The sequence below is a fragment of the Bifidobacterium sp. ESL0820 genome (assembly GCF_052606235.1).
On sequence record NZ_CP199594.1, the window covers coordinates 1,689,077 to 1,702,328 of the forward strand.

The 13,252-nt window shown below is 53.5% G+C and carries 11 protein-coding genes; all 11 read left to right on the forward strand.

Features of this window, described 5'->3' with window-relative positions:
- The first annotated feature begins 9 nt into the window (after window positions 1-9).
- The 11 genes from ACUIAH_RS06610 (at window position 10) to arcC (ending at window position 13,164) form a co-directional block, all read left to right on the forward strand.
- Window positions 10-675: an HAD family hydrolase gene (locus tag ACUIAH_RS06610; protein WP_445340753.1), complete on the forward strand. Its 666-nt coding sequence runs from the start codon at window positions 10-12 to the stop codon at window positions 673-675.
- Between the two features lies 1 nt (window position 676).
- A complete protein-coding gene (locus ACUIAH_RS06615; protein ID WP_445340754.1) occupies window positions 677-1,921 on the forward strand; it encodes an iron-containing alcohol dehydrogenase in 1,245 nt (414 codons plus the stop codon).
- Between the two features lie 87 nt (window positions 1,922-2,008).
- A complete protein-coding gene (locus ACUIAH_RS06620) occupies window positions 2,009-2,932 on the forward strand; it encodes a nucleoside hydrolase (RefSeq protein WP_198199457.1) in 924 nt (307 codons plus the stop codon).
- A 38-nt stretch (window positions 2,933-2,970) separates the two neighbouring features.
- Window positions 2,971-4,419: an MFS transporter gene (locus tag ACUIAH_RS06625; RefSeq protein WP_198199459.1), complete on the forward strand. Its 1,449-nt coding sequence runs from the start codon at window positions 2,971-2,973 to the stop codon at window positions 4,417-4,419.
- Window positions 4,420-4,877: 458 nt separating this feature from the next.
- Window positions 4,878-6,515: an anthranilate synthase component I family protein gene (locus ACUIAH_RS06630; protein WP_445340755.1), complete on the forward strand. Its 1,638-nt coding sequence runs from the start codon at window positions 4,878-4,880 to the stop codon at window positions 6,513-6,515.
- Entirely contained in the window at window positions 6,496-7,086 is a 591-nt protein-coding gene (locus ACUIAH_RS06635; protein WP_445340756.1) for an anthranilate synthase component II, read from the forward strand. The genes ACUIAH_RS06630 and ACUIAH_RS06635 overlap by 20 nt, the downstream gene beginning before the upstream one ends.
- Before the next feature lie 462 nt (window positions 7,087-7,548).
- Window positions 7,549-8,568, forward strand: coding sequence for an ornithine carbamoyltransferase (gene argF, locus ACUIAH_RS06640; protein WP_445340757.1), 1,020 nt, complete (start codon window positions 7,549-7,551; stop codon window positions 8,566-8,568).
- Window positions 8,569-8,672: 104 nt separating this feature from the next.
- A complete protein-coding gene (locus ACUIAH_RS06645) occupies window positions 8,673-10,202 on the forward strand; it encodes a YfcC family protein (RefSeq protein ID WP_445340758.1) in 1,530 nt (509 codons plus the stop codon).
- 71 nt (window positions 10,203-10,273) lie between these two features.
- On the forward strand, window positions 10,274-11,140 hold the full coding sequence (locus ACUIAH_RS06650; protein WP_445340759.1) for a dimethylarginine dimethylaminohydrolase family protein: 867 nt from the start codon (window positions 10,274-10,276) through the stop codon (window positions 11,138-11,140).
- Between the two features lie 10 nt (window positions 11,141-11,150).
- Complete coding sequence (locus ACUIAH_RS06655) at window positions 11,151-12,134, forward strand: NAD(P)-dependent oxidoreductase (protein ID WP_445340760.1); 984 nt, start codon at window positions 11,151-11,153, stop codon at window positions 12,132-12,134.
- 85 nt (window positions 12,135-12,219) lie between these two features.
- Complete coding sequence (gene arcC / locus ACUIAH_RS06660) at window positions 12,220-13,164, forward strand: carbamate kinase (protein WP_445340761.1); 945 nt, start codon at window positions 12,220-12,222, stop codon at window positions 13,162-13,164.
- The last annotated feature ends 88 nt before the right edge of the window (window positions 13,165-13,252 follow it).

Sequence of the window (13,252 nt, forward strand, 5' to 3'; positions counted from 1 at the left end):
AGTTTTTTGGTGGGTATTCACATGGTGCTGTGGGACTTCGATGGGACCCTTGCAGACAGCAGCAGCGATGTATGGCGCTCGCTTGTGTATGCTGCAAGTCTCGAAGGCGGTGGCTTCCCAGCTGCATTCATGCAGGACAATAGTAATTTGAGCGCCCCTATGAGGACCATTTTCAACCATGTGAATCCCCGCCCTAGCCCAAACAGGCTGGAAGCTTTCGAAAAGAACGTGAACACCCACTACCGGACCATAAATGACTTCCCCTCTACTCGGCTATATCCGGGTATAGCAATCATTCTTGAAGAATTGAGATGCAAAGGCATAGGAAACGTAATCGTCACCATGAAGCCGAAGCCGGCTCTTGAACGATTGCTGACCACCAAGGGCTGGGAGGACAAGTTCCAAGGATGGATTACCCCTGAAGTGGCTTCCGGTCGAGAGATGACCAAGGAAGCCATGGTCTCTTATGTTTTGGATCGATGGCACCTATCTGCGCAGGACTGCCTATTGATCGGTGATAGCCAGGGAGATATCAGGGCTGCTGCAACTCATGCAGTCAGGTCAGTCGGTGTGACCTATGGCGACGGTAACACCGAGCATCTACTTGAAGCGAATCCGACTTATGTGGCTCACGAGGTAATTGATTTGGCTTCGATTCTGAAGAAAGAAGTATGATATGTTTCAAGATTTCACTATCTGCATTAACACCAGATTCATTTTTGGACGAGGTGCTGAGGAACAAGTAGGCCAGGAATTTGCAAAACTCGGGGTGCATAAGATCCTCATCCACCATGATGATGGCAGCTACCTGCAAACCACGGGTCTTCTGGACACGATCAAAAAGAGCTGCGACCAGGCTGGTGTCAAGTATGTCGAGCTAGGCGGCGTGCAGCCTAATCCCAGGTTGAAGAAAGTGCGAGAGGGCATTGAACTCGCCCGCCGCGAGGGCGTGGAAGGCGTTCTGGGCATCGGCGGCGGCAGCAGTATCGATTCCGCCAAGGCTATTGGTCTGGGCCTGGCGAGTGACCGCGATGTCTGGGACTACTTCACGGGCGTTGCCGAGCCCCAGGCAACGGTTCCGGTAGGTGCAGTCCTGACCTGCCCTGCAGCCGGTAGCGAGTCGAGCCAGGTGGCAGTAATAAACAATGAGGATGAGCACCGCAAGTTGCTGGTGAGCAATCCCGTTGTTCGCCCGGCTTTGGCTTTTATGGACCCGCTGCTTTCCGAGTCTCTTCCAGCTTTCCCGACCGCTTGCGGAGTTGTGGATATGTTCTCGCATATCTGTGAGCGCTACTTCACCAAGGATGACACTTTCGGGCTCATAGACCGTATGTCTGAAGGCGCTCTGCGTACCTTGGTCGCCATTGGCCCTAAGTCAGTGGCAGACGGGAAAAACTATGAATACCGTGCGCAGATAATGTGGGCCTCGACGATAGCGCAGAACAACACCCTAGGGGTCGGTCGTGAACAGGATTGGTCAACCCACACCATAGCCAACGAACTGAGTGCCCTTTATGACACCCCTCATGGTGCCACTCTCTCCATCATCATGGGGTCGTGGATGAGGTATTGCATCAACAGGTCTCCTCGGCGCTTCGCTCGGTATGCCCAAGAAGTATTCGGCCTTCACGATGAAACCATGGATGTTACGGATCTGGCCTTGCGTGGCGTGACAGCAACCGAGAACTTCTTCACCTCGATGGGCATGCCGACCTCCTTTGCTGATTACTCGATTCCTGAAGATGGCATCGAGCAGATGCTGGACAATATTGACTTCTATGGACCTGACCAGGCAATAGGTTCCGTAGTCAGGCTGAACCGCGACGACTGCAGGGCGATTTTCCAAAGGGCTTTGGGCCATGGCGTGGCTGCCGATTCCTCAAAGTCAGATGGTGACGTCGCTGCTTCTAAGGCGGAATAAGAGATGAGGGAATCTGCGCTCGTATGGCATTTGAGTCGATTCCCTATGACCAGTTTCCATTAGACATCAAAGAAAAGGAGTGAACTGATGGCTAAACCTCTGATCATCGATACAGATCCTGGTATTGATGATGCCGCGGCAATTACCTTGCTGGTAGATGAGCCTGTTTTTGACATCAAGCTGATTGCCTCGGTATCCGGCAATGTGGGTATCGGACATACAACCAATAACGCTCTCAAGCTGCTGACTTTCCTAGGTAGGAGGATCCCTGTTGCTCGCGGTGCGGTTGCTCCGCTTATGAGAGACAACCGTTTTGCCACGGAAGCGCACGGCAAAACGGGTATGGGTTCTTTTGAGTTTCCCGAGCCTGACGATAGTCTGCTGACTGCCAACAACGCAGTTTTGGAGGAACGACGGGTACTCATGGAGAGCACCGAACCCGTCACCATATTGACATTGGGACCCCTGACCAATATCGCTCTGCTTCTAGCGACATTCCCTGAGGTCAAAAGTCATATCGAGCGCATTGTCTCGATGGGCGGATCAACAGAACGCGGAAATATCGGAGTCTACGGCGAGTTCAACATCTCCGTTGATCCAGAAGCAGCCAAAATGGTCTTCCGCAGCGGACTTCCTATCACCATGGTCGGTCTGGATATTGGCCGAAAGGCTCACCTGGTTGCCAACGACCTGGATGCATTGGAAGCTTCAGGCGAGGTCGGCAAGATGGTCAGCTCCCTCTTCCGCTCTTATGACGGCGGCCACATCGAAGAGGGGATCAAGATGTATGACCCTTCGGCAGCTATGGTTCTGATCGAACCAGAACTGTTTACTATGCGTTCAGCCTTCGTCGATGTTGAAATCTCCAGTCAAATAACTTTGGGCGCGACCGCCGTCGACTATGACGGCATCCTCAGCGAGGAAAAGAACTCGGATGTTTGCGTGGATGTCGATGTGGACGGTTTCCGAAAGAACTTCGTGGACCGCATAGCGCGCGTGCAGCGAAAATAAGTCTTTTCCAAGAGAAAATGAAAGGAAATTGAAAAATAATGAGTGAGTCAACTGTCTCCGAGGAGCAAAGGAACGGCACGCCCGTTCCCGAGGAGGGGACTCCGGAGTTCGCGAAAATGAACAAGATGGCCCGCGTGGCCATCCCGGTGGTCCTGATCATCTTCACCCTGGGCGTGCTCCAGCAGCAGGCCTTCGGTATGATCTACGTGAACATCGGCAAGCAGCTCAACCAGGCCAACCTGGCTCCCCTGATTACTTCCCTGCCAGGCATCATTCTGGGAATCGTCTGCGTCATCTACGGATCCTTGGGCGACTTCGTTTCCCTGAAGAAGATGATGATCCTGGGCACGATCGTCTTCGTGCTGGGGTCGATTCTGGGATGCTTCGGCACTTTCAGCATCTGGATCGTCATTGCCGCCCGCGTGGTGCAGTCTGCCGGTTGGCAGGTTTCTGGATCCATCTTCCTGGTTCTGGTTTCCAAGTATGTGGAGAAAAAGAAGCGCGTGCTCTGGTACGGCGTCTTCGTCGCAGTCTTCCGCTTCGCCGCTGCCCTGGGAGTCTTCTTGGCTGGCTACATGACCCTGCTCGACTGGCGCTGGCTCTTCGGCGTGGGCATCGTGGCCGTCTTCTTCATTCCCGTGCTGGCCAAGAACCTGCCTGACCAGCATGCCGCTGGCGCCAAGATCGATGGAATCGGCTTCACGCTGATTGGACTGTTCGCCGCTTCGGTGACCATGTTCTTCACTGATATCAACTGGGGCTGGGGCATCGCCTGCATCGTGACCCTGGTGGCCTTCCTGGTTTACGTCAACAAGGCCAGCAACCCCTTCATCACACCGAAGATGCTGACCAACCCCGCCTTCGCCATGACTATGACCGTCATCTTCGTCGGTTACTTCTTCAGCTATACTCTGAACGCCGGCGTCAACGCCATTGGTCTGAACGTCTACGGCATCGACTCCTCCAAGGTCTCCAACCTGTTGGTCTGGTCCATCATCCTGGCCGGTATCATGGGATTCGCAGCCGGGCCGATCATCCAGAAGATCGGGCGCAAGGCTTCGGTCATCCTGGCTCTGGCCTGCATGGGTGGCGGCCTGATCGCCATCGCCTTCCTGATCCCCGCTGGCAAGATCTGGGCCTTGGCCGTGGCACCTTGCATCTACTACTTCGGCACATCTTTCTTCTACCAGCCCATCGTTGACACGGCAACTCTGACCGTGGAGCCTGAGGAGTCCGGCCGTGCGCTAGGCTTCAACGACCTTCTCCAGGCCATAACGGGTTCTATTGGTGTGGCGCTCTTCGGTCAGCTCATGGCTAACGGTTCCATGGGTTCGGGCAGCCTGGCTGGCACCAAGCAGGGCCTGGCATCGACCTACGCCAACGTCTTCATGATCGGCGGCGTGATCATTCTGCTGGGCATGGTGCTCTTCATCTGCTCCATGAAGATGATATACAGCCACTCACGCGTGGCTGCGGACGAGGGATGATCCTTCGAGCTGCTAATTGAGAGAACCGGGTCTGGGGATTTGCTCCTGGGCTCGGTTCTTGTCCATAATGGTGTGGACAGAATTCTGTTGGGCGTGATGGGGATATTTCCGCAGCGCCGTTGGCGGATGAACAGTCTTCGGTCTAAAAATGTCCGAATGATGGATACCGATTGGGCGTTTGCATCCTGGTGCTCTAGCATCGTGGCCATGGAGAAAACGACATCACTGAAGCCTTGGTTGCCCAAGGGTGTCTTCTTTTATGTCGATGCCCGATGGCGTTGATGTTTTAGCCGGTTCTTCTTCTGATTCCTATATTTACCTCGGTGTTTGAGGTTGCTCTTTTATTATCTGCGGACATGTTGCCATAGGAAATCCGTATCCTTGGCCTGCTCAATCGGCACCGGGTGGGGTTTCACTGCCGTTTCCAAACCGCAGTATCTGAACTAGGAAGTGCCCTAATGACTATCAACGTAACTATCGAATCACGCCGATTTTCCAGCGACCTCGATGCCCTGGCCATCTATCACCGGCTGCGCACCAGATACCAGGAGGATCAGCTCTTCCTCCTGGAGTCCCTGAGCGGCCCCGATCCAGACCGGAACCGCTCGGTGATTGGCTTCGAGCCGGTGCTGACTGTAAGCGTGACAGACCACGTCATGACCATCGACCCTTTGGGCAATCCTCAGCTGACAGGAATCCTGAGGCCCTTTGACCGGATTGAGCAGGGAGTGGTCCATCTTCCGGTCTCCGGCATCCAGGAAGTCTTTGCAGTGCTGAGGCGGCTGGAATCCTCCTTCGCTATCAGCGGCGACCACGAAGGCCCCTTCGGAATGGGCTGGTTCGGCTACTTCGGGTATGACACCATCTTCATGATCGAGGATCTGGAGGAGCGCATACCAAGGGACGCGGCCTTGCCGGTCATCTCGTTGACTCTTTATCGGGGAATCATCACCTTGGATCTGAAGGCTGGCGGCTACTGCGCCACTTTGATCCATGCCGAAGAGGGTTCGGCCGAATGCGGCATTCCAGAGGGCGGGGAAAATCTGCGAGAGCGCGGATCTTCTACACGGTCTGGTGCACAGATCCAGAATGCGGCAATTGAAAGCGGCGGGCACGGTCATGGATTCGCGTCGTTGGAAGAGGTGATGGAGCTGCTCAATTCCGACGCATTGCCGGAGCAATCTTCTGAATCGCATGCTGACCAGGGTGGCATACAGGATGGCATAGGGCCGGACTATCCATATAAGGCCCACGACACGATTGACCGGGACCTCTTCTATCGGTGGTTTGCCAAGGGCAAGGAGCACATAGCCCAGGGAGATGTGTACCAGCTCCAGCTCGGGCATGAGATTCAGGTGGACTCCAGGATTCCGCCCTTCCAGGTCTACCAGCGGCTGCGTCTGCAGGATCCGTCCCCCTATATGTACTACTTCGTGACTCCGCAGGGGGTACATGTCATCGGCGCCAGCCCCGAGCTCTTCATCGGGCTGACCCCTGATGGTGACATAACCCTGAGGCCCATCGCCGGAACTGTCGGCAATCCCGGAGATGATGAGGCCCGCCAGGCGGCCATCAGGCAGCTGACCGGCGACCCCAAGGAACGGGCCGAGCACCTGATGCTGGTGGATTTGGGGCGCAACGACGTAGCCAGGTGCTGCACACCCGAATCCTTGGAGGTGGACCGGCTGATGACCACCGAGGTTTACTCCCACGTCATTCATATGGTCTCGGATGTGGTCGGTCGAATCCGGCCTGGCCTGGACAAGTACGACGTCTTCTCGGCCGCCTTCCCCGCCGGCACCATGACAGGAACCCCCAAGGTGCGCGCCGTGGAGATCATCGAGGAGACCGAGGTCAGTTCGCGCGGGGTATATGCCGGAGCGGTGGGCTTCCTCGGATTTGACGGCCAGGTACTGACGGCGCTGTGCATCAGGACGGCCTCCTGCCATTCGGGCAGGTACCACCTGCGCGCCTCGGCCGGAATCGTCGAGGATTCTCAGCCGGAAAGCGAATGGCAGGAAACCATGAAGAAGATGAGTTCGGCCTATCTGGCCATCACCGGAAAGGAGCTGGCCCATGAGAGTCTTGCTGGTTGATGCCTTCGACAGTTTCGTCTATGTGGTCAAGAACTACGTGGACCTGTTGGGCGCCGATACGACCATTGTCCGGGTGGACCACCTTGCCGAGGTGGACCCGCTCACCTTTGACGCGGTCATTCTGGGTCCCGGACCGGGTCGCCCGGAAGACTGCGGCTACCTGGAGCTCTTGGACCAGGTGGTAGGACGGAAGCCGGTCTTCGGCATCTGTTTGGGCATGCAGGCCATCGCGGTACACGCCGGAGCTCGGGTGGTCAGGGCCTCCAGTCGTCAGCATGGCAAGGTGAGCGGGATAAGCAACGACGGGAAGGGCTGCTTCAAGGGCCTGCCCGATACCTTCGATGTGACCAGATACCATTCCCTGGTTGCCGACGAGGCCTCGGTCAGTCAGGTCGCTGACCTGGAGATCAGCGCGCGCTCGCTTCTGGACGGGTATGTGATGGGCCTGAGACGTGGTCGATCGCTCATGGAGGGTGTCCAATTCCACCCCGAAAGCATCGGCAGCCAGTATGGTCACCAATTGATCGCCAACTTCTTCCGGGAGTACTGCGGTTTTTTGGGCGCGGACTGAATCAGTTGGACGCCGTTCGGGGAAGATTTGTTGATCGCATAACCCGTGATATTCGCTATCGAGATCACCTGTGGAATATTGGTACCATTTGTTAAGGATTAAATTCGACTCTGGTGGCATCCGGACGGCGACTTCCCGCGTGGCCTATGCAAGGCTTGCAGTCTACCCGCTAATGTGCTGTTTCATGTATGCCTGATTGCACGAACTCAAGTTTTCTGGCTGTAGAGGGCTGACGGACCTTACTCGTGTTCCTGGTAATGGGCCTATAGCATATGCGACAACAATCTCCATGCACCTTTGACATTTGAAACGATCTTTATTATATTGATAACTAGCCAAGGAGGGGACGACCCGGATATAATTCGGGTCTCTTCGATTTCGAGTTATTCGGTTCGTTGTCCGTCGGGCTTGTTTATAACAAGCAGTATTTTCATGGAAAATACGTGTACTAAAGGCGGTACCATGGCGAACACTTCCCATTTTCAAGGACGTAGTCTTTTGTCGACCCGGGACTATACCCGAGATGAACTCAATTGGCTGATCGGTTTTGCAATCCATTTGAAGAACCTTAAGCGTCGCGGAATTCCTCATCGTTATTTAGAGGGTAAGAATATTGCTCTTCTTTTTGAAAAAACTTCAACTAGGACGAGATCGGCTTTTACTGTTGCAGCGAACGATCTTGGAGCCAACCCCGAGTTCATGGGTAAGGGTGACATCCAATTGGGACGCAAGGAGACTGTGCGTGACACGGCCTTAGTTCTTGGGTCCATGTTTGATGGCCTTGAGTTCAGGGGATTCAAACAGGAGCATGTGGAAGAACTTGCCAAATATTCAGGGGTGCCCGTCTGGAACGGACTTACCGACAAAGAGCATCCCACCCAGATGCTTGCTGACTTCATGACCATTGTGGAGGAATTCGGCTCCTTAGAAGGGCGAACTCTCGCTTATTGCGGTCAAGGCCGGAATAATGTGCAGAACTCGCTTATGATCACCAGCGCCATTCTTGGGGTCAATTACGTGAATGCCACTCCGAAGGAGCTTGCTCCTGACCCGTCTATTGTCGAAGTTGCCCAAGGTTTCGCCGATAAGTCAGGCTCAACCATTACTGTTACGGATGATCCGGTTGAGGCAGTGACAGATGCCGACATTATCTATACCAATGTATGGGCGGCCATGGGGGAAGAGTCCCAATTCGCAGAGCGTGTGCGTATTATGCAGCCCTATCAGGTCAATGCAAAGCTGCTGAACAACGTACGAAATCCTGATTATATTGTGCTTCACTGCCTGCCTGCTTTCCACAACTCAGAGACCGAGTATGCGTCGGATATCCGTGATCGGTTCGGTATTTCCGAGATGGAGATCACTGACGAGGTCTTTTATTCGGAGCATGGGCGCCAGTTCCAGGAAGCTGAAAATCGTATGCACACCATAAAGGCGATTATGGCTGCCACCTTGGGCAATCTGTACGTCCCGCAGGTATGAAGGATCGTCTGTAGACACAAGATAGATCTACGTCACGGGTAATCGAATTATTCTTACACTCCGGCGGTTTTGTGCCGGAGCTGAGCTAGTCAAAGGAGACGCTCATGTCTGAAAAGGCCACAAGCGTATCTGAAGAGAAGAAGTCAAAAAAGCGTAAGTCGATGCCGAATACTTACGTCATACTGTTCTTCATTATTGTGTTTATAGCCGTACTCACTTGGTTTGTGCCAGGTGGCGCCTACAAGCTTGATAAGAGCGGTCATGCTATATCCGGTACATATCACTTGACGGCATCCTCTCCGCAAGGCATTTGGGATATGTTCATGGCTCCCATTACAGGGATGCTGGGGTCGAAGACGATCAGCGCAGCCATACCAATTTCTTTGTTCATCATGCTCTTCGGTTCTTTTCTGGAGATGGTAGAGCAAAGCGGTGCCCTGAAAATTGGTTTGCGCAAGGTGGCTATTCTGAGCCAGAAAAATATGTTGCTGCTCATAGCCGTGCTGGTCACTCTGATGTCCTTGATGGGAACGATAGAGGGTGCCTATGAAGAGGGCATCGTCTACATGCTCATGTTCATCCCACTGCTTCTTGCTCTGGGATTGGATAGCGTCACCTGTCTGATGATTGTTGTTCTCGGCACCCAGGCCGGATGCTTGGCGTCGACCATAAACCCCTTTGCGGTAGGCATTGCGTCCAGTATTGCCGGGGTGTCCGTGGGGGATGGACTGGGCCTTCGGTTCCTTATGCTTATCATCTTCACAGCTCTGGTCATTGGAATGATATATTTCTATGCTAAGCGGATACAGGCAGATCCTACGCGTTCAATGCAATATGCAAGGCGAGAGCAGGATCTCAAGGAGTTCCCGGTCACTCATGACGATAATTTGGTTTTGACAGGCCGTCAGAAGGGAGTGCTTGGAGTATTTGTTGCCACCTTCGCTCTGATGGTAGTGGCCCTTGTACCATGGACCAGCCTTAATCCGAATTTCACCTTCTTTTCGGATCTCACGGCTTGGATTGCCAAGACCCCTATTCTGCGTTCCGTCATCGGATCGGACATAACACCATTCGGTTCTTGGTACTTTGCTGAGCTGTCGATGCTTCTCCTTGTCATGTCATACATTATTGGCAGGATCATGAAGTTCGAGACCAACAAGATAGTGGACATTATCATCAAAGGTGCAGCCGGCCTGGTCAGTACTGCGATGATTGTCGCCATGGCACGCGGTATTCAAGTGGTCATGGATGATGGAGCAATCACACCGACAATCCTGCATTTGGGAGAAAGCTCATTAGCGTCCCTGCCTCCCATCGCCTTCGTCATCGTCTCTTTGGTGTTTTACTTCCTCATTGCCTGCCTGATTCCCAGTTCCACAGGGCTGGCCGCAGCAACAATGGCGATCATGGCCTCTCTCAGCCGTTTTGCAAGCATACCGGTCCCACTGATGGTGACCATCTACTGCATGGCTCTTGGTCTGGCCAAGATGGTAACACCCACCTCGATCATCCTGATGACCTGCCTGCAGGCCACCAATGTGTCTTATGCGAAGTGGATCAGATTCATCGCTCCATATGTGCTGATCCTCTTTGCAGTCTGCTGCCTGGTGTTGGCAGCGGCAGTCCTGCTCTGAAGACTGCGAGTCAGTGAATTACACAAGACTTTCCTGGAAACCCAGGAAAAAACAAAGAAAGGTAGTCGATCATGTCAGATGTTCCTGCAGAGAAGACATACGTCACCAATGCGACGAATGTTCTGAAGAAAGTCATGATGTGCTCTCCCGTTGATTACAAATTCAATGCGATCAACGTCATCACCACCGAGTGGATGAAGAAGGGCGACAAGGAGAAGAACGATGTCATGGTTCGCGAATGGCAGACCCTTGTCGATGCTTATCAGGAAAACGGCGTCGAAGTAGTGCAAGTCGAGCCTCGCCCCGAATGCGAAGTGATGACATTCGCCCGAGACTACGGATGCATGGTTAAAGAGGGTGCCATTATCGGCCACTTCCGTCACCCGGCTCGCCAGATTGAGACTCAGTTTTACGAGGCCAAACTTAAGGAAATGGGCGTCCCGATCATCGCTCGCGTCAATGCAGGCTGCATGGAGGGCGGCGACTTCTGGATGCTTGATGAGCACACGCTTGTCTGGGGTGAGGTCGACCGTACCGACGAGGCAGGTGTGGCCAATCTTCGAGAGCAGCTATGGAAGTATGGCTACACGGTAATCGGTGTCCCGGTGAATCCCGATAACCTTCACTTGGACATGTGCTTTAACATTGTTGCCCCTCAGGTAGCTCTTGCAGTGCCGGACCAGCTTCCCTACCAGTTCCTCAAAGCCTTGGAACGTCGGCATTTCGAAATTATCCCCGTCAAGGCCGAGGACGTATTCAAGCACGGCTGCAACGTGCAGTGCATTGGCGATGGCCGTGTCATCGCGATTGAGAAGAACAAGCATATTAATGACAAGATGCGTGCTTTGGGACTCGACGTGATTGATGTGCCTTTCGACCAGATCCTGCACGCAGGCGGCGGCCCTCATTGCCTAACACAGCCCATCGAGCGTCCGTAGGAGCGACTTTATGCGAATATTGATTAGCGACTATCCGGATTCAATGATGCCGGATCATCGGCTTGAGAAGGATATTATTCATGCAGGACTAGGACAGGATACCGTCGTTGATGTCTATCCCTACTCGGACGAGAAGCATGAGGAGTTCCTAGGAAAGCTCAATACTGCTGATGCCTTGTTGACGGCATTCATCAAGTTGGATGATGAGGTAATGGCTCATGCGCCCAATCTCAAAGTCATATCACTGAACTCAACTGGATATGACCGGGTTGACCTTGCAGCTGCGACCAGGCGGGGCATCGGGGTCTGCCCGGTGGGCGAATACTGTACATCTGATGTGGCGGAGGCTGCCATAGCCTTTATCTATGCCTTGGATAAAGGAACCAAGGCATACGGTACGCACATAGACCGCGACCATAAGTGGGATTACACTTCGGTTGAAGCCAGGCCCAGGCTTCAGGAGCAGACTGTAGGCATCTTCGGCTTCGGCAAAATCGGCAAGTGCATTGCCCGCAAATTGACTGGACTTGTTCGCCAAATACTTGTCTGTGACCCTTATGTAGGAGTAGAGGCGGCTGCAGCAAATGGGGCACGGCTGGTGGAGAAGAACGAGCTTCTTGCCTCCAGCGATGTGATTGTCAATGTCATGTTGCTGACTCCGGAGACGAAATACTACTTTGATGGTCCCGCCTTCGAAGCCATGAAGCGGCGGCCGATCTTTGTCAACATGTCCCGGGGACTGTGCGTCAAGGAAGACGATCTGGTAAAGGCTTTGGATTCTAAGCGCCTTTATGGTTATGCAGCCGATGTGCTTGCCGATGAAACCCCCGATCTGGCTCACCACCCACTGGTGGGGAGGGAGAATGTTCTGCTGACTCCGCATTCTGCCTTCTACTCCACAACTTCGCTCCAGTTGCTTGAAAGAATATCCAGCGAAAACATTGTCCACTATCTCAAAGCGGAGAAGGACAGAGTATTCAAACTGGTCAACTGATGGGTTGAGGATCCATTGCGACGCCATAGCGCAATGGATCCTATCCAATTTCAATATTTCTCTGCAGAATGCAGAAAGGAAAGTAATGTCTCACGATCCACGTGTAGTAGTTGCTTTGGGTGGGAATGCACTCGGCAATACCCCGCAGGAACAACTGAAGCGGGTCCGGAAAACTGCAGAATCGCTTATCAACCTTATCGTTGACGGTCATGAAATCATCGTTACGCATGGCAATGGCCCTCAGGTTGGGATGATTCAGAACGCCTTTTCTCTCGCTTCGGAAAAGGATCACAATATTCCTAAAATGGCGCTTCCCGAGTGCGGAGCCATGAGTCAAGGGTATATCGGTTATCATCTGCAGCAGGCAATCCAAAATGAAATTGTCAGGCGAGGAAAGCACTGGGAGGTGGCTTCGGTTGTTACTCAAATCGAGGTCGACCCGGCCGATCCAGCTTTTTCGAAGCCGTCCAAGCCAGTAGGGCCCTTCCTAACGAAAGAGCAGATGATGGAAACCCGGGACGAAGATCCTACGCTGGCGTTTGTGGAGGACTCAGGTCGGGGTTATCGGCAGATCGTTCCTTCCCCGGTTCCTTTGCACATTGTGGAAAAACCATCAATACTCAATATGCTTGATTCGCAGTTTATCGTCATTTGCTGCGGCGGAGGCGGTATCCCTGTGGTTCGTGATGAAGGAATATCCAGAGGCGTCCCTGCGGTTATCGACAAGGACCTTGCTGCGGCGGTTTTAGCTCAGGATGCCCATGCAGAGATGCTCTGCCTTCTGACAGCCGTCGATAGGGTGTCCATAGGATTCGGAACGCCAAAGCAGCAGGATCTTGACGAACTGAGCGTTCATGAGGCGCGCAGACTCTGTGAGGATGGAGAGTTCGCTCCGGGCAGTATGTTGCCGAAGATGCTGGCAGCAATCCGTTTCGTTGAATCGGGGGAGGGCAAAACGGCAATCATCGGCTCCTTGGAAAATGCTGATGCGGCACTGAAAGGCACCTCTGGAACGAGGATTCATTTGTAGTTTCAATGATTGCTGATTATGGAACTGAAATTCAGCAAAGGGGTACCAGACTCCTCGTAATGTCGCGGAAGCGTTTTGCGGTGTTGAT

What these genes read in the sequence shown, in the direction of transcription:
- ACUIAH_RS06635 (WP_445340756.1), top strand. Translation starts at nt 6,496, where the DNA reads ATGAGAGTCTTGCTGGTTGATGCCTTCGACAGTTTCGTCTATGTGGTC.
- ACUIAH_RS06620 (WP_198199457.1), top strand. Translation starts at nt 2,009, where the DNA reads ATGGCTAAACCTCTGATCATCGATACAGATCCTGGTATTGATGATGCC.
- ACUIAH_RS06630 (WP_445340755.1), top strand. Translation starts at nt 4,878, where the DNA reads ATGACTATCAACGTAACTATCGAATCACGCCGATTTTCCAGCGACCTC.
- ACUIAH_RS06655 (WP_445340760.1), top strand. Translation starts at nt 11,151, where the DNA reads ATGCGAATATTGATTAGCGACTATCCGGATTCAATGATGCCGGATCAT.
- argF (WP_445340757.1), top strand. Translation starts at nt 7,549, where the DNA reads ATGGCGAACACTTCCCATTTTCAAGGACGTAGTCTTTTGTCGACCCGG.
- ACUIAH_RS06645 (WP_445340758.1), top strand. Translation starts at nt 8,673, where the DNA reads ATGTCTGAAAAGGCCACAAGCGTATCTGAAGAGAAGAAGTCAAAAAAG.
- ACUIAH_RS06615 (WP_445340754.1), top strand. Translation starts at nt 677, where the DNA reads ATGTTTCAAGATTTCACTATCTGCATTAACACCAGATTCATTTTTGGA.
- ACUIAH_RS06650 (WP_445340759.1), top strand. Translation starts at nt 10,274, where the DNA reads ATGTCAGATGTTCCTGCAGAGAAGACATACGTCACCAATGCGACGAAT.
- ACUIAH_RS06625 (WP_198199459.1), top strand. Translation starts at nt 2,971, where the DNA reads ATGAGTGAGTCAACTGTCTCCGAGGAGCAAAGGAACGGCACGCCCGTT.
- arcC (WP_445340761.1), top strand. Translation starts at nt 12,220, where the DNA reads ATGTCTCACGATCCACGTGTAGTAGTTGCTTTGGGTGGGAATGCACTC.